We start from the raw sequence: 23416 nt of genomic DNA on the forward strand, positions 1-23416 counted from the left end.
TTCAGTTTGACGGCCCGAATCTGGCGAACTGTTCTTTTTTCAGGTCTTCCAGGATTTCCCTGGTTGATTCGAAGTCTTTATGCTGGAACGCCCGCAATCCCAATCCTTTGGCAAGATTGGCGAACATAATCCGGTCATCGAAATAAACGCATTGACTTGGAGTCGCCTGGGCTATACCCATAGCCAATTCGAAAATGCGCGGGTCAGGCTTGCGCATTTTTACTTCGCAAGATGAGATAAATGCATCAAAGCAGGTATGTAACTTGAATTTTTGTACCCGGTAGTCATTCAACTCCTTCCCTTCATTGTTGATAGAAATGACCCGGAAGCCACAGTCCCGTTTCCACTCTTTCAGCCAGGCCAGCATACCCGGTAGTTCTACCGACTGTGAATACATAAATTCCTTGAAGTCTTCCCGAACAAAATCTCTTGGGTGGTTAAATATCACGGTATCCAGATACTGATCAAGGGTAATGCTGCCAATTTCGTACACATTGAAAATGAAGTTGTGCAACTGGTCCATTTCCTTGTAATCCAGGCCAAATTTTTCGGCTGCCAGTATCCGGGACTCGTGTCCCCAGCCATTACTCAGCAGTACACCGCCAATGTCGAAAAACAGGATTTTGAGGTCGTTGACTTGCATATTTTATCAGTTAATTTTTAACATAAACTGCAAGCCAAGATAATGCATATTCAGTTTGAAAAACTATTTACCTGAAGCCAATTTGTGTGTAAACGCGATTTTTGAATTAGATAAATTCCATTGGGCCAATTCACTTTTTACAAGCTCCCCATGCTTCCTGCCAGTATCCCGCAAAGCATTTCCGACCGACTTTCTCAGATACTCACTCTCTTCGCTCTTGTTAACGCTGATCAGCTGGATGGCAACTTCCGGATTTTGTTTAAAAAAAGGCCTGTTCGTCCAAATCCGTAAACCTTCCGTAATCGCTCTTCTGACATTGGGATCATCGTCAGAAAGCCATTTTCTGATTTCAGGAAGCGATTTTTCATAACCTTTTACGCTGCAATAGTAATCCAATGCCTTCGCCAGCATTTCCTGAACGCGCCAGTTTTCGTCTTTGGCTACCGTCTCAATCAATGTATGAAGGGCCTTTTCCTGTGTTGTTGCGAGTCGGCCCAGGATATGCGTCGCAAGCATTCGGGCCTGGTAACTTTCGTCTGCCAGTAAGTCAACAGCAATTTTAAAATGATCTGCGCTGGAATCTTTTAAAATCCCGTCACCAGCCTCTACGATGTGTTTGAAGCCGTGCTCGGTTTGTTTGAGTTTTTCAATGATTTCTTTTATCATAACTGGCTCTTGTTAGTGAGATTACCTTCTGCACGTTGTTTCACAACCTGCAAAATGTTGTTCTGAATATCCTTCATAATCCATTTTGCCCACCAGCTTGCATAGAAGTTGAAAGTGGTGTTCAGCTTGAAATGACTGTATAAATGAAGTCTGTAAGTTTCATTATCAAGCTTTTGCAACTCATAAGTACCGTTTAGCACATCAAAAAACTTACCGCCAATTACTACGTGTTCATCCAAAGTCGCCGAAGGTATCTCATATGGGTAAGCCTTAATTGAAAAAACCATTTTCTTCTGGTGCGTATATTGGGATACGGTTTCGTGAAATACGAGCCCGTTTGTAAAAATCGCTTCACGATAAGCGCCCACGCCCTCGTAATTCAGCTCGGCTTTTACCGGTCGGGGAAAGCCCAAAAAATCTGTTAAATAACCCTTATCCTGACTTTCCGGAATCTCAGGCACTCTGGTTACATTGTTCCAGATCATTGCAGCTGGTGCATGAATATCAATAGCTGTGTAAGCTTTATAAGTGCCGGGAATGTTTCCGGCAAAACTTTCCAGAGGGGCCAAAAAGAGAGGTAGCAGCGCAATCAAGGATATCTGAATGTTACTGTTGCGCTCAATTCTGCGAATTTTGAGATATCCGCCAATCAATCCTCCAATAGAACACGCGACCATAAATAACGGCAAAACCATGATCCAGCATGCCCACCCCTCGGTGTAGGTAACAAGCGTAACAACGACAAATGCGAAAAGAGGTATCCAGGGCACAATGATCCTATAAGCCCAATTGCGCGCGTTGGTTTCTGAGGAAAAATAAATGGTGATCGCGCCCACTGCCACGGGTATGAAAAACAGGAACGAAACGGTCATGACGCTAAGAAGGTCCCGCCAGGTAACCATTGTAAATAGTCTCTGCATGAAGAGCGCGTAGACAAGCGGAGCAATAAAAGCCATTGGAGGGATTGGTACTTTTTTTGGCATGCAAGGATAGGGCTCGGTTGTGAAGGAAAATTAAAGCTTTTAATCTATATGGAAGAAAAAAGACCGATTCATTATCTGAAACGGTCTCTTCATTTATTCATAAGGAGTAATGATCAAAAGTTGCTGCATCGTGGTAACGGTGACCTTATTCCCGGATTCAAAACCCAGATTTCGAAGCCATTCCCCGCAAAGCTTGATCTCCGGGACGAATGTTTCTTTGTAAAAACTCTGCCTGACTTTGGGTTGGATTTTGAGGCTGCGGACTTCGGGGCGTTTTGGTTTGATGGGTTTGAGGGTGGTTTTTGTGTTGGGGGCGGTTTTTGATTTCTTAGTTGATCGCATTTTTTTAATGTTTAAAGTGAAACCCGACAGTGCTGCGATCAACCAGGACCGGCCTTGAAGTACAGGACTTACACCTGCTCTCTGTCGGGTATATTGTGAAACAAAACGTAGTTGGCATGCTAGATGCCGGAATGGTAATCGCATTTGAAAGTTAGGAATGATATTGTCTTTTGTGCGGCAATTTGAGTCGCGGATTCTTTATCGGCAGGAATGGGTTAACTAACGGTTATAGACCTGCATTTTATAAAACATATACTTGTAAAAAACTTTCATTCATCGTCTTGTACGGTAATTATTCGTACATTTAATCAGAACAATATGGTTACACGACAATTAATGCAAAATATGGCCACTGTGATAAACGACCGAATTGATATCAGGATCAGCAGAGAGCAAAAGGAATTAATAAAATACGCGTCAGAATTAAAGGGTTTCAAAAGCTTGTCAGAATTCGTCGTGTTTTGCGTAAGCAATGAGGCGAACAAGATTATTCAGGAAAATGAGATTGTTTTAAAGTCCTTGGAAGACAAAAGAATTTTCCTAGATCTAATATTGAACCCTCCCGCACCAAACGAAAAGTTAAAGGCTGCCTTTTTAAATCAACATAACATTATTGATTCGGATGATGTTGAAAGTTGAAATTTTAGAGAGTAAGCATGAAAAGAAAGATTTTGACTGCGGGGCACCAATGTTGAATAATTATATCAGAACTCAGGCAAAACAGGATGTAAAACGTGATTTGTCGGCTTGTTTCGTCTTAGTGAATGAATCCAATGTTGTGCATGGTTACTATACGCTTTCAGCAAGTTCGATCAGAATCAGTGATTTTCCGGATGAGATGCGAAGAAAACTACCGGCTTCGTATGAATCTCTTCCGGCTATTTTGTTGGGGCGATTCGCCGTTGACAAGAAAATGCAGGGTAAAGGGATCGGGCGCGACCTAATTGCAAATGCATTAAAACGATGTCTGAAAATTTCCAAAAGTGTAGGTTCAATAGCGATTGTTGTAGATCCAATAGATGAGAAAGCGCAAAAATTCTATTCGGTCTATGGCTTTGTGGCGTTGTCGGACACTGGTAGAATGATGCTATCGATGAAAACGGCCATGCATTTGGTAGAAACTCTTGAACAGGAGTTTCCCAAGTAAAAAAGGCTAATCACAATCTTTCGTTTTCAGGATATATTAAGCCTAAACAGTACTAGCCTAACCTGGAAAATCCAATGCGCGAAAGATTCAATCATTCAGAATTCTCTTGGACATTCGTTTTGTTTCTCCTTCTAATCTTGTCAACTTTTCAGATTTCACCTGCTACTGCGCAGGCAAAATCTGTTCAGCCTTACACGGAAGCGCCACTAGGTTCAATCAAACCAAAAGGCTGGCTGCGTGACCAATTGGTGATCATGAAAAATGGTACTACCGGGCATTTGGATGAGGTTTATGCCAAAGTAAAAAATGACAATGGCTGGCTCGGCGGAAAGGGCGACGGCTGGGAAGAGACTCCTTATTGGCTGGATGGCGCGGTACCTCTGGCTTATTTGCTGGATGATCAGGAGATGAAGGAAAAGGTATTGAAATACATCAACTGGACGATCGACAATCAGCGTCCGTCCGGTTATTTTGGTCCGATTACAAAAGATGAGCGCGAAAAGAATGTGCAAATCACTCCCGAAACCTGTGCATCCGGGGAAGACTGGTGGCCTAAAATGGTGATGCTGAAAGCAATACGCCAGTATTATCAGGCTACCAATGACAAGCGGGTCATTCCTTTTATGACTAAATATTTCAAATACCAATCGGCTGCATTGAAAAATTGCCCGCTTGGGAAATGGACCGATTGGGCGGAGTCGCGTGGTGCCGACAATGTGATGATGGCGCAATGGCTTTACGGGATAACGAAAGACAAGTCACTGTTGGAATTGGCCGCGCAGATTGAGTCACAAGCGTTTCCATGGAGCGACTTGCTGGGCGGCCAGAATTGGGTCATGAATGCAGCGGCACAGCAAAACAGCGATAAGTGGATGCAACGGCATGCCGTAAACGTTGGGATGGCGCTCAAATCTCCGGCGATCAATTATCAGCGGACGAAGGATGAAAAATACCTGAAATCCCTGAAAACAGGCTTCACTGACCTGATGCACTTGCATGGGTTACCAATGGGCATTTTCTCAGGTGACGAAGATTTGCATGGCAATGCCCCGACACAAGGAGTAGAACTCTGCGCGATCGCCGAGGCGATGTACTCCCTGGAAGAAATCATTGCGATCACCGGCGATATTCAATATATGGATGCGTTGGAAAGGATGACTTTCAATGCATTGCCGACGCAGACCACTGACGATTATAACGGGAAGCAGTATTTCCAGATCGCCAACCAGGTTCAGATCAGCCGCGGCGTTTTTGATTTTTCATTGCCTTTTGATCGGGAAATGAACAATGTGCTAGGAATGAGAAGCGGTTATACCTGCTGCCTGGCCAATATGCATCAGAGTTGGACGAAATTTGCGAGCCACTTGTGGTACCTGACTCCCGATAAGGGTTTGGCGGCGCTGGAATATAGTCCCAATGAACTCAAAGCAAAAGTTGGATCTGCGGGAACCGAAGTGATTATCAATGAAACAACTAATTATCCTTTTGAAGATAACATTCAATTTGAGCTGGAGACTGCTAAGGATGTCTCTTTTCCACTGCAATTAAGAATTCCTTCGTGGTGTAGAGAAGCAGTCATTTCGCTGAATGGTAAGGAGTTGAAAAGAGAGAGGGGCGGGCAGATTGCAATTGTGAACCGCGTTTGGAAAAATAATGACAAGCTTTCTTTGCAACTGCCGATGGAAGTTTTTACATCCAATTGGGGGAAAAATTCGAGGAGCATCGAGCGCGGGCCGCTGGTTTATGCTTTGAAATTGGAAGAAAAATGGGAAAAGGACACGCAAAAAGAGGAGGGGGAATACTTCAGCGTCTATCCGAAATCCGATTGGAATTTTGGACTTGTCCAGCAGACGGTTAAAGATCCTGTTGGCAATCTTACTGTCAATGTTGTAAAACCTGTTAACTCAAACTTCGTTTGGAATCTGGCGCACGCGCCTATTGAGATAACAGCTTCTGCCAAAAAGATACCGAATTGGAAAATCGTGGATGGCCTGGCGCGACAGCCGGTAACGGATCGCGAGGGAATTTACAAAGGTGAAGTAAGTCCTGAGGTGGAGAAAATCACGTTGGTGCCTTATGGCTTTACGAAAGTGCGTATTGTCGCCTTTCCTGTGGTCAAGTAGCCCCTTCTGCGTTGTCAGCAGAGTTCAGCCCAGTATCCGGATTAGCGCTGCTATATATGTAATGCTGCGGTTCGCTTACAATCCCCGCCTTGACGGGATTGTTCCAGATATACCTGGTCCTTTGTATTATAAATCGGCGGGAAACGAGAGAAATCGGGTGATTATGATGTTGCCAGAACTGAAATTCGCACTTCGGACTCGATCCTTTGGCGAAATACCGGAACATATACAATAGCCATTCCTTGCGACTTTCCTGAGGATTTTCATCAATTAACCGAATGATTTCCTTGGCGGTAAAGCTTTTGAAATCTCTTATCAGCTTTCCAACTTCGCCATCCTTTGCAGCACAAATCATATGCAAATGATTGGGCATGATGCAGAATTCATAAATTTCCAGGCCTTTGTGTTCGATGCAGTAGTTTAGGTTTTTGATGATTTCATCGGCGTATTTTTTCTCGTGAAAACGTCAATCCAACCGACTACGGTCATAGTGACAAAGAAAAGGCCGTCTTTGTGGAATCTGTATTTTTGGGACATAGCTTGCGTTTTCTACTTTTGACGTGTAGGGTACCGGTAAGTAACGCATTTTGTCAGGAATTTTTTCGGCCGGAGGCCTGGGAATAGGCGGGACGAACCTGGAGGTTCGCGCCAGCGCTGTTTGCGCTATTTTACCGTCCTTTTTGCCCAATTGAAAATAGTCGAGTACACCTCATCCCGGACGGGTTGTTTGGAAAGAATCAGGTCATGCATGCCGCCTGGAACGGCCTGGATGCTGTATTGGCCAATGATATTGCGAGCCTGAAGATCTATTTGAGCGACGTCTAGTACGGCATCTCCGGTAAACATGACATCGCTCCATTTCTTTTCATCAATGGATTTCGCCGAATGCAGTACCAGAACAGGTTTGTTAATCTGTAGCCCCTGCGCCAGTTTTTCGTGACCTAAATGAACTGCCCTGATCCAGCCGAAATTGACGGGAGGAGCAATATGGGGCTTGAAACCCAGACTATAAGACCATTCGCCGTGTGCATCTTTGTGCAAACTTTCACCGTAAAGAGGGCTCAGACCGGCGTCAATACCCGTTTCGGGATGTTTTTCGGCTCTTTTGACAATTAAAGGAAGGGCTGTTTTCTTTAAACCGGATTTGGTAGGCAAATCAAAAAGGGGGCTGTTCAGCAAAATAGCATTGAATAATTCCCTTCCATTGCGCGCATCGGCGTACAGCGAAATAACCAGTCCCCCCAACGAATGCCCGCTCAACAAGACTTTATCCGACCCCTCGTTTTTTATGATTGCCAAAGTGGTGTCCAGGTCCGCAAAATATTCGGAAAGATCACGGACGTTATTGAATTTCTGATTAGGGAGCCACGAACGCCCGTATTTCCGCAAGTCGACGGCATAAAAGTTGAAGCCCTCTTTGATAAACCGCTCCGCCATTTCTTCCTGAAAGAAATAGTCGTTAAAGCCGTGGACATATAAAACTGCTTTTGTACTTTTTTCAGCAGCCGGTTTTTTGATGATGGTGCATGTCACACTGCCCTCATAGTCCGGGGCCTGTACGATAGTGGCCTGTTTGAAGCCTTTTCCAAGAATATCTGCAAAATAAGTGACTTGCCCAATACTATAAGCGGAGGACAATAGCAGGAAGAAGATGCAGTGTATGATGGTTTTCATTTTCGGCAAACCTGAAAGAAATATAAATATAACAATAGTATGGCTTTGCCGACAAAGGATGTTATTCAATTTTCTTCAGTTCCGCACCGCGGTCAGGCCGGAGGTTTACTTTTTTGAACTCCGCATTGGTATTGTTTTCGATCATAAAGCCCTTCGCCATATCGATTTCAATGATGACCGAATCTGTTGTGAAATTAAAAATATGTCCGCCTGATTTGTGATCATTGGCCAGATAATGCAAATGAAACCCGGGGACATTTGTTCTCGCCAGATAAGGCGGAAGCAGGAACCCATTGCAGATACCTTCGGAATTTTGCAGGTTAAAAACGGTTTGATTTACTTTGAGATGCTCAGGTAGAGTCGTGTAGGGCTGTTTTGCAGGCTTTTCCGCACGGGTTGTCATGGTTGCAAATTTACCCCTGATCCTTAGTGCATAAATAGCATTCGCATTGAGCTTCTCAACCAAATATTCCTGGACTTTCTCATAGCTTAAATCCTTGCCCGCCAGGTGAATGACCGTATCCGCTTTGAAAAATTTGACGAATGCTGCGGAGGTGCTGTCCGATTCGGGGACTTCTTTTACAGAACCGTCGTAGCTGATTTTATAAACATGCCCCTGGTCCATCATCAGTTCGCCGTCCACTCTATTGAAGGTGCCAATGCCGAAATCGCCTTTCGTTTTGAGTTTGCCGATGGTCATATCGCCGTCGAATACACCGGCCATGAGGGCGTCAATGATTGAATACTGATACATGAAATCCTGGTCAGCGCCGTTGCCCGCTGTTACGAAAGAGGTGGTCTGTATGGATCTGCATCCGGTCATGGTGGTCAGTACCGGGATGCATGCCCATAAAAGGAGCGATTGGAAAGAAAGACGTTTCATAAGGGTCCCAAAGGGTGGCTAGGCTAGTAACTAAGTTGTTTTAACTTATTTCCATTCTCACTGTCCCTGATCAAAGCTTCGAGTCTGCTCTTTCTGGTTTCCTCTCTTTTGGCGCTCATGACGATATGGATTGCCGTATTTTGATAACTTGGACCTTGTTTCTTGAAGAACTCCCAGGCTTTTTCATTTTCCTTAAACCGCTTTTCGAATTCCTCGGAGAGTATGGCGGGTTCTTTTTCATAGGAGTAAACGCTCGATTTTGCCTCTGTGCGCTTTTCAAAGCTGGCAGTTCCGGCGGGCCGCATTAACCCTTTTTCCGTCAGGTCTTCAATTTTTTTAATGTTGATCTTGCTCCAGATACTGCCAGATTTTCTTGGTGTAAAACGGATGCTGTAACTTTCGCGATCGATCGATTTTCTCACGCCGTCGATCCAGCCAAAGCATAACGCCTGGTCAACCGATTCGGACCAGGACATGCTGGGCTTGCCGCTGCCTACTTTGTAAAAACCCACCAACAGTTCTTTTTCCGTCTGATGATGTTTTTCCAGCCATTGGCGGAAGTCGGTCTGGTCGGCAAAGAAGGTAGGGGCCATTCTCGTATGAGGATTTTAATGTGAGCGAAAACAATACAAATAGAGGAAGATTTCTTTAAAATACGATAAGCTGAACCGTGAATTGAATATAGGCATCAATATTTATCAGTATCCCAAGTAATCCCGCACCCCAGTTGATTTTCCAGAAAAAAAAGGTCAACTTAAAACCTCTGCATTTCTTTCACCAACCACGCATGACTGACTAAGCCGATGAAAAAGATCCTGTTTCTGCTGTCGTTCCCCATCGTTGCCTTCGCGCAGTCAGGGACGACGATCATGTCCCCCAAAGCCGCAAAAATTCACGCGAGGGCATTGACGATTGATACACATGCCGACGTGCCTATTAACATGATGCAGCCGGGTTTCGATATTACTGTGGAGCACAGTTATGAGAAGGATAAGTCGCAGATCGATTTTCCGAGGATGGTCAAAGGCGGGATGGACGGGATGTTTTTTGCCGTGTACCTCGGTCAGGGCAAGCGTACCGAGGAAGGAAACGCGGAAGCTAAACAGAAAGCGCTGGCCATTTTTGACAAAATCCACGAAACCGCGAGAATGCACCCGGAACTCGCGGCCATAGCAACTACTTCAAAAGATGCTTACCGCCTTCAGAAAGAAGGAAAAAGGGCCATATTCATAGGAATGGAAAACGGCTGGCCAATCGGTAAGGACCTTTCTAATATCAAGCTGTATTATGATCTGGGTTTGCGGTACATCACACTTTCGCACGCGTTGAACAACGATATTTGTGATTCATCCGGAGATGGCGACGGCCCCGAACATAACGGGTTGAGCGCTTTTGGGGAACAGGTGGTTAAGGAAATGAACAGATTGGGGATCATGGTCGATATTTCCCATGTTTCCGATTCGACTTTTTACGACGTGATCAGACTGACCAAAGTACCGGTTATTGCTTCCCATTCTTCGTGTCGTGCACTTTGCGATGTTCCTCGTAATATGACCGATGAAATGATTCAAATGCTCGCCAAAAACGGCGGTGTGATACAAATCAATTTTGTGCCTGGTTTTGTTAAAAAGCCTTCTCAACCCCATGAAATGTCCATGAAAGCGCTGCGTCTGAAAATTCGCCAGACCGATCTTTCAGACGCCGACAAAAAGGCCTTGCGCGACGAAATGAAGGCTATTGACGAAAAATACAAGTCGGATATGCCCACGATTCAGGATGCGGTAGACCATATTGAGCACGTCATCAAGCTCACCAGCGTCGACCATGTCGGGATTGGTATGGATTTGGACGGAGGAGGAGAAGTGATTGGGCTGACGGATGTAAGCCAAATCGGCGCGATTACCGAGGAATTGGTAAAAAGAGGATATTCCGGTAAAGACATTGAGAAGATTTGGGGAGGTAATATCATGAGGGTACTGGATCAGGTAGAAAAGTCGGCCGGGACCTTGTAACTATTCTATTTTAAATTGCTGGTCGAAAGAAAAGGCAAAAAAAATAGATACATTTTAAGAAATAGTTTAATAAAATTGCAAATCTTACATCTCTTTAAGCGTATCATTCATCGAAATATAATAAATGGCTAAGTCAACGGGGAAAGTAAAAACAAACTCGGCACAGGAACCAGCAGAAAGTCCGGCTGGCAGCTCGGCTGGAAGCAATGCGGAACAAATCCCGGATCAGGCATTAAATGCGGTAGAGGCAGTAAGTCGTTTTACAGATTTTGATATTCATCTTTTTCGTCAGGGAAAACATTACAAACTTTATGAAAAGCTGGGTTCCCATGTGATGGAATTCAAAGGTGTCGTAGGTACCTATTTCGCCGTATGGGCTCCGAACGCGAGCTATATCTCGGTGACAGGTAATTTTAACGGCTGGAACCACAGCAGTCATCCTCTGGCGGCGCGCTGGGACAGCTCGGGGATTTGGGAGGGCTGGATTCCGCATGTAGGGGTAGGGGAAGTATATAAATATTATGTTGTCTCCCAGAATGGGCAGCATCTGGAAAAATCCGATCCCTTCGCATTGTGGTGCGAGGTGGCGCCACGGACCGCATCCATTGTATGGGATACCTGGTACGAGTGGCAGGATTCGGATTGGATGAAGCTGAGGAAGGAAAAAAATAAGCTCAATGCACCGATCTCCGTATATGAAGTTCACCTGGGTTCCTGGCAACGCGACCCCAGCGATCCTGAGAGATATCTTACTTATAAAGAGATAGCCGTAGGCCTCGTTCCTTATGTAAAGGAAATGGGCTTTACACACGTGGAATTGATGCCGATCATGGAGCATCCTTATCCGCCTTCTTGGGGTTACCAGATCACCGGTTATTTTTCGGTCGCTTCCCGGATGGGCACTCCCCAGGAATTGATGTACCTGATCGATCAGCTGCATCAGGCTGGAATAGGCGTTTATATGGACTGGGTGCCATCCCACTTTCCGGGTGACGCACACGGCTTGTTCCGCTTCGACGGTACAGCCCTTTACGAACATGAGGATCCCAGAAAAGGATATCATCCAGATTGGAAAAGCTATATTTTCAATTACGGAAGGAACGAGGTCCGCTCGTTCCTGATCAGTAATGCCATTTTTTGGCTGGATCGTTACCATACCGACGGACTTCGTGTCGATGCGGTGGCCTCCATGCTGTACCTGGATTATTCCAGAAAGCACGGCGAATGGATACCCAATGAATTCGGTGGACGGGAAAACCTGGAAGCTATTTCGTTGCTACGTGAAATGAATGTAGCTGCCTATACGGAGTTTCCGGATATACAAACCATTGCAGAGGAATCAACAGCCTTTCCGGGTGTTTCGCGCCCCGTTTTTGTCGGCGGTTTAGGGTTCGGAATGAAATGGATGATGGGCTGGATGAACGACACCCTGAAATATTTCGAAAAGGATTCTGCATTCAGAAGATGGCACCAGGATCAGCTGACATTCAGTCTCGTTTATGCATTCTCTGAAAATTTCATGCTGCCGTTTTCGCACGATGAGGTGGTGTATGGAAAGAAATCGCTGATCAACAAAATGCCGGGCGACGAGTGGCAGAGATTTGCCAATCTCAGACTGATGTTTGCCTATATGTTTACGCATCCGGGAACAAAACTGATCTTTATGGGCGGTGAATTCGGGCAAACTTCCGAATGGAATTTCCAGCAAAGCCTGGACTGGCATTTATTGAACTTTGCGCCGCATATCGGCATGAAGGAGTGCGTTAAGGCCCTCAATCACCTGTACAAAACAGAGCCTGCGATGTTTGATTTCTCTTTTGCCCACGAAGGATTTGAGTGGATCGATACGCAGGACAGGGAAAATTCGGTGCTGGTTTACGCGAGAAAATCATCCGATTCCGCTCAAAATCTGGTGGTCGTACTCAACTTGACGCCTATTCCGCGTACGGGATATCGGGTAGGGGTTATCTCTGATGGCAGTTGGAAGGAAATATTTAACTCTGATTCGAAAGTGTTTGGAGGAAGCGGGGTAATCAACTACGATGCTATCAAGTCCGAAGACCATCAGTGGCATGGAAGGGCTAATTCATTGATCCTTGATCTACCGCCAATGGGTGCAATCGTTTTGAAAAAAGAGAAATTCAAAGGATGATTACTTGACAAATAGCGTAAAGTACGCTGGTAGTTTACTTAATTTGCTCATATCAAAAGGCAGGGAATAGAATCTCTGCCTTATTTTTTACACATTTCTTTACCTTTGCCTATCACATTATTAAGAAACAGATGAGGAGCATCCAATTCGTAGTATTTTTTGTTTTTTTGAGTTCATTTACCGCATTTTCACAAAGTCTTTCAAGAGTTACAGCAGGCGTCGACCTGGGCCTCGGATACCAGGACAAGGTTTGGGTGCCATCCGTTACATATCATCAGGAGTTAAGTCTCAGTAATTTTTCGTGGTTTCGCGTGGGCTGGGGGGTAAGGACATGGGGCTACTATGCCGGCAGGACTAACCTCGTTCCGCAAAATACTGCGTTTTCCGATGATACACTGAAATTTGGCAAGATCACGACCAATGGTGTCAGCTTTTTAATGGGTGCTAATTTCAGGCTATGGAAATTAGATATCGGAGCGAATACAGACCTGGTGGGGTTGGCATTCGGAGTGAAGAGACGAGGACTTTATACCAAATCGACGCTCTTTGAGGGGCAAGGGGCTGACTACTACAACGATTATGTTTCGAGCGGACCTAGTGCCTTGAATTTCCTCCCTTTAGCGGTAGATAAGCAAAACGGGCAGTCTGAAATATATGTACGCTTCTGGATTACCGATCGTATCGGTCTCAAAGTTGCCTATGTGCATGGAAGGACAACCTACACCACGAATGTAAAGCTGGACAACGGGCAGAACCGGTTCTCCACCAACTATAATATCCCCTACGCAGCCATCTCTTTTCCACTTTACAACTGAACTGCCGATCAATGCATACCGAAAAATTGATTGACTCTCACAAGTACAACCTGTGGAAGAAGAACCTGGAGAAAAATGGACTGGATGTCCATCGGATAGACGAACTCTACACCCGACACAATGGGGAGGGCGAGGTATTATTTTCCCTGGTTTATACAGATGCCACCACTCCGGAAGGAAATAAGATTCCGCCCATATGCTTTTTAAAAGGCGAAGTAGTGAGCGTCCTGATTTGCTTTATCGATTCGCTCACAAAGGATAAGTACCTCCTTCTGGTTCAGCAGCGGAGGATTTGTGATGGTTCTATGACTTACGAGCACCCCGCGGGGATGCTGGACAGCGAGTGTGACGCAGCTGTTGTGGCCGCCCGGGAAGTGTTCGAAGAGACGGGGATTGCTGTAGAAGTTTCCCAATTGGTAAAGGTAAACGAAGAGCCGTTCTTTCCATCGACGGGAACGAGTGACGAGGCCATGTATATGTTCTATTGCGAACTGGAACTGACAACCGATGACATTAAATCCTACCATAACAAGGCTCAGGGCCTTATTTCGGACCATGAATATATCAATACTTTTGTCGTGCCGTTTGCCGAAGGACATCGCCTGATTACCAATGTGAATGGTATTTTACTGGATTACCTTTACCTCAAAAATGTGGAAGACTGGGCTATGCTGAAGAAGTTATAGCGCCCGTTTCTTTCAAAAATATCCAAAGTAATTACGAATCCCTTTGGTCAAAAATTAAATTAGGGCCTATATTTGCACCCCGTTACAGGCATACGGCCTGCACAAAGCACCCATAGTTCAATGGATAGAATTTCGGTTTCCGGTACCGACGATATGAGTTCGAATCTCGTTGGGTGCACTAGATAGCTCATCAAAATCAATCAAAACCCTGCAAATCAATGATTTGTGGGGTTTTTGTTTTTTGAAAAAGTGTCAAAACATGCAATTGTTAGCAAAATTCTGGTGAGTAATTCGAGAGTCGGCTCAAATGGGAGTATTGACTCACCAGAAGTGGCGTAATGTATTGTATGACAGCTAGTTTACCTCGTAAATATCTTGATTTTTTTGTACTGCAAACCTACTTTTATTCACATAAAAAAAGTATGGTATGCTTAGTAAAACATTTAATCTGCTCTTTTATTTAAAGAAGCCCAAGAACTATGTAAATGGCAAGATGCCCATTTACTTACGCATTACAACGGATGGCGGCCGTTTTGAAATGGCTGCAAAAAGGGATTGTGAACCGGATAAATGGAATCCGGCATCAGGAAGGATGGCCGGGACGAAACCTGACGTTCGAAGCGCTAATGCATATCTCGACACTCTGCAGACCAAGGTGTATGAAGCTCATCGGAAACTGATTGATTCTGGCAGGGAAGTAACCGTGGAATCAATCAAAAATGTGCTGCTTGGGATAGATGACCGTTGATCAGCTTTCGCTCTTTTTTAAAGCCGCCGACCTGTCCAATATTATATCCGGGCGCTCCTTATCGACAATTTTCAGTCGGTGGCTCCCTATCTGTCAACCCCACACCGCACAGACATTTCCCAAAGTAGTTTGAGAGCGAAAAGTTATTCGGTTGAGGAGCGGGATAAATCCTTGTTAATTGAGATAATGACCAGGTTGACCAAGCAAATCAGGGATTTGTGAAGCGAATTTAAAATAACCACCAACCGTGCCTATGATCATTAGCGGAAATCAAAAAGATGGCAGCCCGAAGCTCAGGACAGGGCTGCCGATCGGGCAATAGGTTCAGAGGAGATCAGACAGGTTTTTTGGAAGGTTCACGACACGTCGCCGGAAGGGGCTTACGAGATGAAAGAGCATATCGACTACTGCTTTACATGCATCTCAAAGACCTTACCTATAGAAAACCGGATTGCGCTTTTTCTCATGAATATCTATGATTTTCCGATAAAAGAAATAGCTCTTATTCTGAACAAGACGGATGCTGTCATCAAACACCTTTTAAACGATGCCAGGAATACGATGACGGATATTTTCGAGCACCGGTGCGCGCTGATCAACAGAAACGGAGTTTGCTACCGGTGCAGCCACATCAACGAAATATTTAATCCTAAACAAAATCAGCAGGAAGAAGTCAAGAAACTGGAATTGGTAAAAGCTTCAAAGAAATATAACCGGGAGCGGCTTTTTACGCTACGAATGCTGCTGGTAAAATCAATCGACCCCCTGCATGCTGCCGGTACCGGCTTTCATGAGGAAATTATGAAATGTCTTAGGACAGCAATTGGTGAGAAAAGTGGTTATTCTTGAATAATAAAAATTCCTACGGTGCCCGGTTTGGCCGTTCTGCGCGTAGGAATTATTTGTTTTGTTTCGGTAACTTTCCATCTGCGTCAGTATTACTTGACGGCAGGTGGTAAAATTATCCCATTGAATGGAACGCAACTTTGTTTCCCTCTGTGTCAGCAAAATAAGCTACAAATCCATTTTCGCCGATCGAAGTTTTGGCAAGGATAATTTTGCCACCAGCGCCTTCGACCTTTGAAAGGGGGACATTCAGATCGTCCCCGCCGTTGAGATAAACCAAGGAGCCAGACATCGATGGTTCGAACCCTTCTCCATAAACAATGCCACCACCGACACCGCCATTTTGCATATCTGCTGGCAACATTCCGTACCGATACTCGTTGCTGGGCATTTCTGTAATGGCTGCACCCAGGATCGTTTCATAGAAAGCTTTGGCCCTGTCAAAATCTTTGACCGGGATTTCAAACCAATTGATCGCGTTTAACATAGTTAATAATTATAAAGTGATTGCCTATTTATCTGTCGGAAATACTTGCCGGAAGCCACTCTTATTATGGATTAAGAGTTAGCTCTCTTTAAATCATACTTACCAGGGACAAAGATTAATTCTATGGGCGCCGCCGATAGGAAGGCCCCATTTTGATAAGGGATGTTTACCTGAAAAATGTGGTTGACGGCACACTCAAATATCAGAAATCAAGACGGACAAGGAAAACAAGCGATGGTGATTGTCAGCCGGGCTCACTGCGCATGTTTAAGTGTGTTGCTAGAGTTCATATTTGAAGATGTAACGTTGGCTTACTTTTCCGATCCGTCATTTTTACGTATACCATGTTAATATTTTCTCTTCTGCTTCCATTCTGAAAAAATACAGCCGCCGCTTCCCATACAAACGATTCGCAAAAATAGGCTGAGCTGGTATCCAAGGCTCTTTACAAGGTTCAAAAAACAGCCTGAATTGATTTGTCCGGTGAAGCATTTGACTTAGAAATGCGCCAGCTGGGGAATTGACGTGAAAGTGGTGATGCCAATAAGCAGAGCAGGTGAAGACTTTTTTTCTCAAAACGGCAGCACGGTTAAGGAAGATGAACAAGGCTTTGTAAATTGTCAAAATCTCAGGAATTACTTCTGTGGAGAGATAAATGCAAGCTGCCTTGTAGCTGTTTCACTGATGAGCCGATCAAAGATAGTAGTTGCCGTTAACGCCCTTAATTGCAAACAGATCAGATAAAGCTCCCGACAGACGAGCCTGTCATTTTTGCCGTAGTCCCAGATTTTGGACGATTTAAAGACGTACGGATTGGTCAAACGTGGTGTGCTTGGCGTTTCATTTCCCGCTCCATCTGCTGAGGATCAGTATATAATCCAGCAGGGCCTTAACCCTGCCCGTATAAATGGGGTGTATTTGACCGGGGTGCAGCCTGGAAGCGCAGCTTCGGATGCGGGCCTGCGGGAAGGGGATATCATCCAAAGCATAGATGGTTTCTCATTGAACTCGTCGACAGAATTTTCTGAACGCATAGCCAGGCACAAACCAGGTGATGTGGTCAAGCTGGGTTATCTTCGAAAGGATGAAACAGGGAATTTGTCGGTTACCTTGAAAGGGGAAGGTGCCGCAAAGCCTGTCGCCAAAGTGAACCGACCGCTCGAATTAAGAAGCAAGTTAGGGGCTGGCTTTGCCACGCTTACCGATGAAATGAAGCAAAAGTTTGGCTTGAAAGCTGGGGTACAGGTAACAAATGTCCGAAGAGGGGGCTTTTTTGATCAGATAGGCATACCTGCTGGAACTGTTATCGCTTATATAAACGGAAAGTCTATTGATAGTCCAGCGGATATTGATGCAGTGCTTTTAAGTGCAGAAAGTGGCCTTGTGCGGATTTTTGCAATTGCACCTGATGGATCCAAGGTGGTCTTTGAGCTTTCCCTTGGGACTTAGGCAAGAGGAAGACTTATGCGGGTTGTCAAATCCACATTCTAGGAAAATAACTGTGAACAGACGCTGATTTACAGGAATAACACCTGCATGGATGCCTGTCTGCAATGCGCAGCCATTGTAACCACTGCGCTTCATCCTGCACGCAGCAAGAAGATGTAAACATGTGTATTCAATGGCGCATGGAACGTGCTGCTATTTGTTACTCTGTGGCCCAATTGATGATGTTTGGAGGCGGAAAAGCAAAAGGAATTTGTCGCATCTGTGCTGCTATTTGTGAAGCCTGCGGTGCTGAACGTGGTAAAAAATCAATAAGTGATATTGCATCCTATAATCCTGGATAATTTTTTAGCAATCATCATTTCAAATAGTGTCGAAATCTAGGCACAAGTATTCTTATACAGAAATCAATACATCCAATCCTTACCTTACAAAAGGTGCACTGGCAACATCCTGATAGACACCTGGAACACGCCTGGTCAAAGTGCTTCTTAGAGTTTGTGGTTTTGCGACAATCCTTGCACCAGTCCAGGTAGAAGCGATGACCATTCCTGCGGCAATAAGAATGATGTCCTTGATAATATACTGTGCTTCCAGGGTTGGAGCATGTGTGGGACCGGGGAAAAGCTCTGAAGTGTATAGTAGGATTGGGGACATCGCACCGATCATTTGAAGAGCCAATAACCATACGCCGACACGTAACAGCATTCCAGTCAAAAAGCAGACGCCAATAATGCATTCAAGGGCGGCAACAAACAGCATAGCGTTATGCCCCGAAAACACGCCCAAAGTGAGTGTTGTTGTCGTACGTGTTGCCAGCGACTCGATTGGGCTTATGCCGCTGAAAAATTTAAGAACACCAAAACCGAAAAATACCAGGCCCATCGAAAAGCGGAGCAGGTTAATGCTATTGGCCACCAGCCACTTGTTAATTGAAGTATCGAGCTGGTCGAATCGGTCGAACAAATTGTGTGTGGTTTTCATGATCAGGACGCTAAGTGTTAAGTCTGGATGATGTACGTCCGCGACTGGGTAAAAAGATGAGTCGGCTTAGATAAATTGTCATTCAATGCCGGCAATTGTCCAAGCCCCTTGACTCGCATTTTTCCTGTTCCGCCCCTTCAGTAAGCAAATCTGGCGGAGGATTCAAGAAAGTTGCCAATAATTTTTCGGAAGTAAATAATTGATTTTTGAAAAACCAACCGACTCATCAGTTCATCATCCCCGGCAATATGGTCATCATTATTAGTCAGCACTACATTCAAGTCTATTTCCAGACGTAACCAATCAGTAGATGGCGGTATAAGGTCGGATTTTTTTGCCGCAAAAATAATGTGTTTGCGTTTGATGAATAATCCAATTTTAATATGTTTCGGGAAGTAAAAACGGACTCGCCAGTGTTTTTTCAATAAAGCAAAGATATGAAAAGAGAAGATGCTGAGCAGCTGATGAAACAGGCCGAAGACTTTATTGGAATGTGCAAGCCGGTTGTTGCCGAAAGCCAGTTGGGCCTGCCGTCAACTGTTGAGCCATGCAAGTTTGATGGAATAATAATGAGAGAGATGAAAGGCGAGTTCTTCCCAATGGCGCGCATGATCTCGATTGAGACACCTGAGCTGGTTTTGCATGAGGAGCTTGCGACAACCCTGGACTATCTCAGGCGGCAAGCCAACTGAATTGTCAAATATCGCTAAATAATCAGTCTTACCCCGCCAAGATCTGAAACGCGGTGTGAAAACCTGTCACTGGGCGAACTGATGAACATAAAGTTGATGGGAATATTCCATTCCTTGCTAAGCTTTTCAATGATCTCCGGCCCAAATATCCCGTGTATCTTAACGTATTCGATCTTGATCTCGGGATATGCGCGGTCAAGGACTTCGAGATCCCTTAAAAAATCTTCTGAAACATGGCTGCCATCCGGTAGCACCGTTACAATTTTAAGCTTTTTGGTAATTTCATTTTCCTGCACGTAAATCATCACCTTGTTAAGAATTGAAATGTCGTCACCTTTTGTGAAATAGATGAATTCCTGTTCTGTCAGCCTCTTCAAGGCACGGGTTAAATGCAATTTGCTCAATGCAGCCATTCTTCTTATCGAGGTGAAAAAGCTGTCTACGAAAACCAGCATGTATTGTAACAGCTCATTTCGGTTAAGCAGGAGCGAAATCACAATAATGGAAGGCAGGAAGTATTGCAGAAAGACGATGAGATAATCTGCATGAAGGGTCACATTCCCATAAAGGGCGATCATTACAGCCAGTACCGCCAGTGCCACAGATGGAATCGAAGCACGTTCAGGTCTTGGTAATCTGCTCCTTTTAATTTTTAACAGGAAATTGCCGAAGCCGAAATAAATCATCACTAACAGAAAGGAGATGGTATACACACCCGCAAGCGGGCCAAGCTGTCCCCGGGTGATGATTAAAACAGATAAGCAAAGCAGATAAAAGAGGATTAATATCCTGGGAGAGCTTCCTTTGGAATTTTCCTTTAAAAGAAATTGGGGCAAAATCCGGTCCAGCGTCATTCGCTTGATCAGACCATTCACCCCCACATAAGAAGTTAGCAACGCGCCGCTCAAAACGAGCACAGCATCGATAGAAATAAATGTCCTGAGCCAGGGACCGGCAGTGATACCCCCCATGTGCGACAGCAAAGCTTCCTGGTTGACGGCAACTTCGGGGAGCGGCAGTACAGCTATTGCGGCCAGGGCCATCAGGGGATTGATCACCGAGACGGCCACCCACATATTTCGAAGGGTTTTCCTGAAAACACCAATTTCTTGTTCTTCCACGAAATTGGCCGAGCTTTCAAAACCTGATATGCCAAGCATCGCCGTGCTGAACCCTAGAAACAATGCGGTAGCAAAACTTCCATGAGCAGGCATTTTGAAATTCATTGAAGCAACATCCAGTCCATTGACCTTCACATACCATACCGCACTGACGATGAGGGTGATCATGGCCATGATGTGCAATATGAAAATGACAATGGCCACAATTGAAGATTCACTGATCCCGGACATCACCAGAAAAAGAAAGACCGTAATCAGCCCGCCAGTCGCCAATAGTACTGGAACGGATGGAAGGATACCATGCAGATAGTGCATGGCTTCGCTGGCTGAAATCACTGCCGTTGCCATGTAAGACAGGATGGTCAGGCAGGCAGCGATGGAGGCATTGCTTTTACTGGTCGTGTTCAAAAGAACATTGTAGGCCCCCCCGTTCAGCGGAAGTGCGCCCACTACCTCGCCGTAAATCTTTCTGAATAAAAACAGGACCAAGGCTACGATCAGCAGTGCCAGCCAGGCGTACTGGCCGGCGTAAATGATGGTCAGGGAAGAAACATACAAACAGGAGGAGGTAATGTCATTTCCGCAAATTGCAGTCGCGGCCAGCTCATTCAATTTTTTTTGATGATGCATAAAAGTTCGGTTTCAAAATAAACCGTTTACCAAAATTGTACCCTTCTATTTCCTGAATATTTCCAATCATTTCTATACAGCTCATCGTTATTCGGCAACCGGAGAACTGATGAAAGTCAAAAAGTCGAAAACCTCTTCCTGGCTTTTGAGATGATTTCTGGCTGCAGAAAGCGCGTCCCCGATCTTGATGGTAAATGATGTCTCCGGCAAGGCCTCAAACATATCTTCATCCGTAGTATCGTCCCCGATTGCCAGTATGAAGTCATAGTCGCCGCCGTCGACAAAACTTTTCGCTGCCGTTCCTTTATTAAAAGCAGTTTTCTTTACTTCTACTACTTTACTGCCATCGATGACCTGTAGGTTCAGCTCAGGCTGAATGTAATTTTTGAGCTGCCATAATAATTCCCTTGCCCTACGGTCTGCATAGTCTGCGTCGTCGGCGACGCGATAGTGCCATGCAAGCGAAGTTTCCTTTTCTTCGACAAAGGCGCCCGGGCATCTTTTTGCATACATTTCAAGAATGGGGCGGATACTTTCCTTCCAGTTTTCCTCATAGTTATCATTGAGTACCCAGCGGTTTTCCTCTTTTGTTTTCGACAATGCACCGTGCTCGGCGACGATGTGGACAGGTAGTTCCCCAAAATGCCGGTCAAGGAATTGCCGGTCCCTGCCGCTGATGATTACGACGGTATTATGCCTGGCAATTTCCAGGATCAGTGTTTTGATTTCATGAGATAGTATTGCTTTTGCAGGATCGGGCACGATGGGCGCCAGCGTACCATCATAATCGAAGAACAGGATCCGCCTGGCACTGTTCTGATATGCAATTCTGACATTATCAATACCCTTGTTTGTCAGGAAAACCTGTTTTAGTCTTTCGTGTTCTAATTCCAGCATATTCATTTGTGTAAAAAAGTCATTGGTCCATGCGAAAACATCGTATTCCCGGATACGCTCGCGCATGGCAGTCATTCTTTTGGTTTGTTCTTCGACAGGCATTTGGAAGGCCGTCAGGATTGCATCCGAGATGTCCTGAACATCCAGCGGGTTGATGATCAGCGCCTCACCGAGCTCAGCGGCTGCGCCCGCCATTTCACTCAGTATGAGCACACCTTGTGTGTCTTTCCGGCTTGCGACATATTCCTTACAGACCAGGTTCATGCCATCACGAATAGGGGTGATCAAAGCCACATCACTGGCGGTGTACATGCCTACCAGCTCGGCGTAGGACATGGAACGGTACTGATAAATGACAGGTTGCCAGCCGATGTTTCCATAGTCTGAATTGATCCTGCCGACGGTCTGGTCTATCTCCATCTTCATGTTCTGGTAATGCTCGATGGTGTCGCGGGAGGGTACCACGACCATTACCAGGGTGACTTTCCCATGCCACTCGGGATGTTGGTCCAAAAACCGGGTGAAGCCAAGTAGTCGGTGGCGGATGCCCTTTGAATAGTCAAGGCGATCCACCGAGAATATGATTTTATCACTCAATGATAACCTGGCCCTGACCCGTGATCTGATCACCGCAGGGTCATCAAATGAAGTATTGAATTTTTCAAAATCAATGCTGATCGGAAAGGAATCCACCTTGACGATCCTACTTCCCATGTTAATATAATGAAGCCTGTTCCCGAAGCCCGTGACCAGCTTGGCAGCTTTGAGGAAGTACTCCACATAATCGTTGGTGTGAAAACCAACCACATCGGCACCAAGAATGCCATCCATGAGTGCTTTACGCCATTGAACCGGCAGCAGCCTGAACAGCTCGAAAGACGGAAAAGGAATATGGAAAAAGAAGCCGACCTGGTTACCGGGATATTTGGCCCTGATCATCGACGGCAGGAGCATCAGCTGATAATCCTGTACCCAGACGACATCGCCCGGCCTGATGATCTGCGCCAGTTTGGCGAAGAAAAGTTCATTGGCTGTCTGATATGCATGAAAGTAGGCATCATCAAATCGCGCCAGAGAGGGGAAATAATGGCATAACGGCCAGATCAGGTTGTTGCAAAAACCTTCGTAGTAATTATCATGGATCTGCTCCGGAATAAAAACCGGATGGGCCTCAAAGGATTCGTTGGCAAGGTTTTGACCCTCTAATTCTTCCCGTGAATTCTGGGAAAAGCCGATCCACTGGATTTTCTGGTCATCATCAAAAAAGGATTCTTTTTGTCTGTCGACCAGCGAGAGTACCGCCGAAACCAGGCCTCCCGAGTTTTGCTGAAATTCGCTCTGGCCGTTTTCGTTTATAATCTTAAATGGCAGTCGGTACGCTACAATAATTAATCTTCTTGAATTTTCTTTTTGTTCTATACGCATACTTTTTTGCAGCC

Annotated in this window: 25 protein-coding genes and 1 tRNA gene; 13 read left to right on the forward strand and 13 right to left on the reverse strand. The window is 45.2% G+C overall.

The features are described from left to right. Position 1: 1 nt before the first annotated feature. From AC1XUF_RS27510 to AC1XUF_RS27525, 4 genes are all read right to left on the reverse strand, one after another. Positions 2-643 carry an HAD family hydrolase gene (locus AC1XUF_RS27510; protein WP_483345077.1) on the reverse strand — a complete coding sequence of 214 codons (642 nt, stop codon included), beginning with the start codon at positions 641-643 and terminating at the stop codon, positions 2-4. A 63-nt stretch (positions 644-706) separates the two neighbouring features. Next, entirely contained in the window at positions 707-1309 is a 603-nt protein-coding gene (locus AC1XUF_RS27515) for a HEAT repeat domain-containing protein (RefSeq protein ID WP_483345078.1), read from the reverse strand. Continuing rightward, positions 1306-2265, reverse strand: coding sequence for a hypothetical protein (locus AC1XUF_RS27520; protein ID WP_483345079.1), 960 nt, complete (start codon positions 2263-2265; stop codon positions 1306-1308). Before AC1XUF_RS27520 ends, AC1XUF_RS27515 begins: the two co-directional genes overlap by 4 nt. 120 nt (positions 2266-2385) lie before the next feature. Further along, positions 2386-2634 carry a SymE family type I addiction module toxin gene (locus tag AC1XUF_RS27525; RefSeq protein ID WP_483345080.1) on the reverse strand — a complete coding sequence of 83 codons (249 nt, stop codon included), beginning with the start codon at positions 2632-2634 and terminating at the stop codon, positions 2386-2388. A 345-nt stretch (positions 2635-2979) separates the two neighbouring features. Here AC1XUF_RS27525 and AC1XUF_RS27530 point away from each other — a divergent pair, with 345 nt between their 5' ends. From AC1XUF_RS27530 to AC1XUF_RS27540, 3 genes are all read left to right on the forward strand, one after another. Beyond that, positions 2980-3273, forward strand: a complete 294-nt coding sequence (locus tag AC1XUF_RS27530; RefSeq protein ID WP_483345123.1) for a type II toxin-antitoxin system TacA family antitoxin — start codon at positions 2980-2982, stop codon at positions 3271-3273. Next, positions 3257-3781, forward strand: coding sequence for a GNAT family N-acetyltransferase (locus tag AC1XUF_RS27535; protein ID WP_483345081.1), 525 nt, complete (start codon positions 3257-3259; stop codon positions 3779-3781). Before AC1XUF_RS27530 ends, AC1XUF_RS27535 begins: the two co-directional genes overlap by 17 nt. A gap of 137 nt (positions 3782-3918) precedes the next feature. After that, entirely contained in the window at positions 3919-5904 is a 1986-nt protein-coding gene (locus tag AC1XUF_RS27540) for a beta-L-arabinofuranosidase domain-containing protein (protein WP_483345082.1), read from the forward strand. On the opposite strand, the gene AC1XUF_RS27545 is transcribed toward AC1XUF_RS27540, so the two are convergent. From AC1XUF_RS27545 to AC1XUF_RS27560, 4 genes are all read right to left on the reverse strand, one after another. Further along, positions 5897-6340, reverse strand: coding sequence for a transposase (locus AC1XUF_RS27545; RefSeq protein ID WP_483345124.1), 444 nt, complete (start codon positions 6338-6340; stop codon positions 5897-5899). The two genes, AC1XUF_RS27540 and AC1XUF_RS27545, sit on opposite strands and share 8 nt — an antisense overlap. 227 nt (positions 6341-6567) lie before the next feature. Further along, positions 6568-7578 carry an alpha/beta hydrolase gene (locus AC1XUF_RS27550; protein ID WP_483345083.1) on the reverse strand — a complete coding sequence of 337 codons (1011 nt, stop codon included), beginning with the start codon at positions 7576-7578 and terminating at the stop codon, positions 6568-6570. Positions 7579-7639: 61 nt separating this feature from the next. Next, positions 7640-8461, reverse strand: a complete 822-nt coding sequence (gene budA / locus AC1XUF_RS27555) for an acetolactate decarboxylase (RefSeq protein ID WP_483345084.1) — start codon at positions 8459-8461, stop codon at positions 7640-7642. Between the two features lie 23 nt (positions 8462-8484). Beyond that, complete coding sequence (locus tag AC1XUF_RS27560) at positions 8485-9054, reverse strand: YdeI/OmpD-associated family protein (protein WP_483345085.1); 570 nt, start codon at positions 9052-9054, stop codon at positions 8485-8487. Positions 9055-9264: 210 nt separating this feature from the next. Between AC1XUF_RS27560 and AC1XUF_RS27565 the strand changes: the two genes are divergently transcribed. The 7 genes from AC1XUF_RS27565 to AC1XUF_RS27595 all read left to right on the forward strand — a co-directional run bounded on the left by AC1XUF_RS27565 (position 9265) and on the right by AC1XUF_RS27595 (position 15723). Beyond that, entirely contained in the window at positions 9265-10473 is a 1209-nt protein-coding gene (locus AC1XUF_RS27565) for a dipeptidase (protein ID WP_483345086.1), read from the forward strand. A gap of 124 nt (positions 10474-10597) precedes the next feature. Next, a complete protein-coding gene (gene glgB, locus AC1XUF_RS27570) occupies positions 10598-12625 on the forward strand; it encodes a 1,4-alpha-glucan branching protein GlgB (RefSeq protein ID WP_483345087.1) in 2028 nt (675 codons plus the stop codon). 167 nt (positions 12626-12792) lie between these two features. Then, positions 12793-13440, forward strand: coding sequence for a hypothetical protein (locus tag AC1XUF_RS27575; RefSeq protein WP_483345088.1), 648 nt, complete (start codon positions 12793-12795; stop codon positions 13438-13440). 11 nt (positions 13441-13451) lie between these two features. Next, entirely contained in the window at positions 13452-14126 is a 675-nt protein-coding gene (locus AC1XUF_RS27580; protein ID WP_483345089.1) for an NUDIX hydrolase, read from the forward strand. Positions 14127-14232: 106 nt separating this feature from the next. Continuing rightward, positions 14233-14304: transfer RNA gene (locus AC1XUF_RS27585), tRNA-Arg, on the forward strand. Positions 14305-14553: 249 nt separating this feature from the next. Further along, positions 14554-14874, forward strand: coding sequence for an Arm DNA-binding domain-containing protein (locus AC1XUF_RS27590; RefSeq protein WP_483345090.1), 321 nt, complete (start codon positions 14554-14556; stop codon positions 14872-14874). A gap of 387 nt (positions 14875-15261) precedes the next feature. Beyond that, positions 15262-15723 (forward strand): hypothetical protein, encoded by a 462-nt coding sequence (locus AC1XUF_RS27595; protein ID WP_483345091.1) that lies wholly within the window; start codon positions 15262-15264, stop codon positions 15721-15723. Between the two features lie 112 nt (positions 15724-15835). Here AC1XUF_RS27595 and AC1XUF_RS27600 read toward each other — a convergent pair whose 3' ends face one another. Beyond that, positions 15836-16207 (reverse strand): VOC family protein, encoded by a 372-nt coding sequence (locus AC1XUF_RS27600; RefSeq protein ID WP_483345092.1) that lies wholly within the window; start codon positions 16205-16207, stop codon positions 15836-15838. A 789-nt stretch (positions 16208-16996) separates the two neighbouring features. On the opposite strand from AC1XUF_RS27600, the gene AC1XUF_RS27605 reads away from it, so the two are divergent. Together AC1XUF_RS27605 and AC1XUF_RS27610 are read left to right on the forward strand one after the other, a co-directional pair. Next, positions 16997-17656 (forward strand): PDZ domain-containing protein, encoded by a 660-nt coding sequence (locus AC1XUF_RS27605; RefSeq protein ID WP_483345093.1) that lies wholly within the window; start codon positions 16997-16999, stop codon positions 17654-17656. A gap of 104 nt (positions 17657-17760) precedes the next feature. Then, entirely contained in the window at positions 17761-17997 is a 237-nt protein-coding gene (locus tag AC1XUF_RS27610) for a four-helix bundle copper-binding protein (RefSeq protein ID WP_483345094.1), read from the forward strand. Between the two features lie 79 nt (positions 17998-18076). Here AC1XUF_RS27610 and AC1XUF_RS27615 read toward each other — a convergent pair whose 3' ends face one another. After that, on the reverse strand, positions 18077-18637 hold the full coding sequence (locus tag AC1XUF_RS27615) for a DoxX family membrane protein (RefSeq protein ID WP_483345095.1): 561 nt from the start codon (positions 18635-18637) through the stop codon (positions 18077-18079). Between the two features lie 137 nt (positions 18638-18774). Continuing rightward, positions 18775-19062, reverse strand: coding sequence for a hypothetical protein (locus AC1XUF_RS27620; RefSeq protein ID WP_483345096.1), 288 nt, complete (start codon positions 19060-19062; stop codon positions 18775-18777). Positions 19063-19074: 12 nt separating this feature from the next. On the opposite strand from AC1XUF_RS27620, the gene AC1XUF_RS27625 reads away from it, so the two are divergent. Then, a complete protein-coding gene (locus tag AC1XUF_RS27625; RefSeq protein WP_483345097.1) occupies positions 19075-19329 on the forward strand; it encodes a hypothetical protein in 255 nt (84 codons plus the stop codon). Positions 19330-19343: 14 nt separating this feature from the next. Here AC1XUF_RS27625 and AC1XUF_RS27630 read toward each other — a convergent pair whose 3' ends face one another. Both AC1XUF_RS27630 and AC1XUF_RS27635 read right to left on the reverse strand, forming a co-directional pair. After that, on the reverse strand, positions 19344-21080 hold the full coding sequence (locus AC1XUF_RS27630) for an APC family permease (protein ID WP_483345098.1): 1737 nt from the start codon (positions 21078-21080) through the stop codon (positions 19344-19346). An 87-nt stretch (positions 21081-21167) separates the two neighbouring features. Continuing rightward, on the reverse strand, positions 21168-23402 hold the full coding sequence (locus tag AC1XUF_RS27635; RefSeq protein WP_483345099.1) for a bifunctional alpha,alpha-trehalose-phosphate synthase (UDP-forming)/trehalose-phosphatase: 2235 nt from the start codon (positions 23400-23402) through the stop codon (positions 21168-21170). Between the last annotated feature and the right edge of the window lie 14 nt (positions 23403-23416).

This window comes from Dyadobacter sp. HNCC25DJ185, from assembly GCF_056895195.1.

Excerpts from the sequence above, each read along its gene's own strand:
- AC1XUF_RS27510 (WP_483345077.1), bottom strand. The coding sequence starts at position 643 with ATGCAAGTCAACGACCTCAAAATCCTGTTTTTCGACATTGGCGGTGTA.
- AC1XUF_RS27515 (WP_483345078.1), bottom strand. The coding sequence starts at position 1,309 with ATGATAAAAGAAATCATTGAAAAACTCAAACAAACCGAGCACGGCTTC.
- AC1XUF_RS27520 (WP_483345079.1), bottom strand. The coding sequence starts at position 2,265 with ATGGCTTTTATTGCTCCGCTTGTCTACGCGCTCTTCATGCAGAGACTA.
- AC1XUF_RS27525 (WP_483345080.1), bottom strand. The coding sequence starts at position 2,634 with ATGCGATCAACTAAGAAATCAAAAACCGCCCCCAACACAAAAACCACC.
- AC1XUF_RS27530 (WP_483345123.1), top strand. The coding sequence starts at position 2,980 with ATGGCCACTGTGATAAACGACCGAATTGATATCAGGATCAGCAGAGAG.
- AC1XUF_RS27535 (WP_483345081.1), top strand. The coding sequence starts at position 3,257 with ATGATGTTGAAAGTTGAAATTTTAGAGAGTAAGCATGAAAAGAAAGAT.
- AC1XUF_RS27550 (WP_483345083.1), bottom strand. The coding sequence starts at position 7,578 with ATGAAAACCATCATACACTGCATCTTCTTCCTGCTATTGTCCTCCGCT.
- budA (WP_483345084.1), bottom strand. The coding sequence starts at position 8,461 with ATGAAACGTCTTTCTTTCCAATCGCTCCTTTTATGGGCATGCATCCCG.
- AC1XUF_RS27560 (WP_483345085.1), bottom strand. The coding sequence starts at position 9,054 with ATGGCCCCTACCTTCTTTGCCGACCAGACCGACTTCCGCCAATGGCTG.
- AC1XUF_RS27565 (WP_483345086.1), top strand. The coding sequence starts at position 9,265 with ATGAAAAAGATCCTGTTTCTGCTGTCGTTCCCCATCGTTGCCTTCGCG.
- glgB (WP_483345087.1), top strand. The coding sequence starts at position 10,598 with ATGGCTAAGTCAACGGGGAAAGTAAAAACAAACTCGGCACAGGAACCA.
- AC1XUF_RS27580 (WP_483345089.1), top strand. The coding sequence starts at position 13,452 with ATGCATACCGAAAAATTGATTGACTCTCACAAGTACAACCTGTGGAAG.
- AC1XUF_RS27590 (WP_483345090.1), top strand. The coding sequence starts at position 14,554 with ATGCTTAGTAAAACATTTAATCTGCTCTTTTATTTAAAGAAGCCCAAG.
- AC1XUF_RS27595 (WP_483345091.1), top strand. The coding sequence starts at position 15,262 with ATGAAAGAGCATATCGACTACTGCTTTACATGCATCTCAAAGACCTTA.
- AC1XUF_RS27600 (WP_483345092.1), bottom strand. The coding sequence starts at position 16,207 with ATGTTAAACGCGATCAATTGGTTTGAAATCCCGGTCAAAGATTTTGAC.
- AC1XUF_RS27610 (WP_483345094.1), top strand. The coding sequence starts at position 17,761 with ATGCGCAGCCATTGTAACCACTGCGCTTCATCCTGCACGCAGCAAGAA.
- AC1XUF_RS27615 (WP_483345095.1), bottom strand. The coding sequence starts at position 18,637 with ATGAAAACCACACACAATTTGTTCGACCGATTCGACCAGCTCGATACT.
- AC1XUF_RS27625 (WP_483345097.1), top strand. The coding sequence starts at position 19,075 with ATGAAAAGAGAAGATGCTGAGCAGCTGATGAAACAGGCCGAAGACTTT.
- AC1XUF_RS27630 (WP_483345098.1), bottom strand. The coding sequence starts at position 21,080 with ATGCATCATCAAAAAAAATTGAATGAGCTGGCCGCGACTGCAATTTGC.
- AC1XUF_RS27635 (WP_483345099.1), bottom strand. The coding sequence starts at position 23,402 with ATGCGTATAGAACAAAAAGAAAATTCAAGAAGATTAATTATTGTAGCG.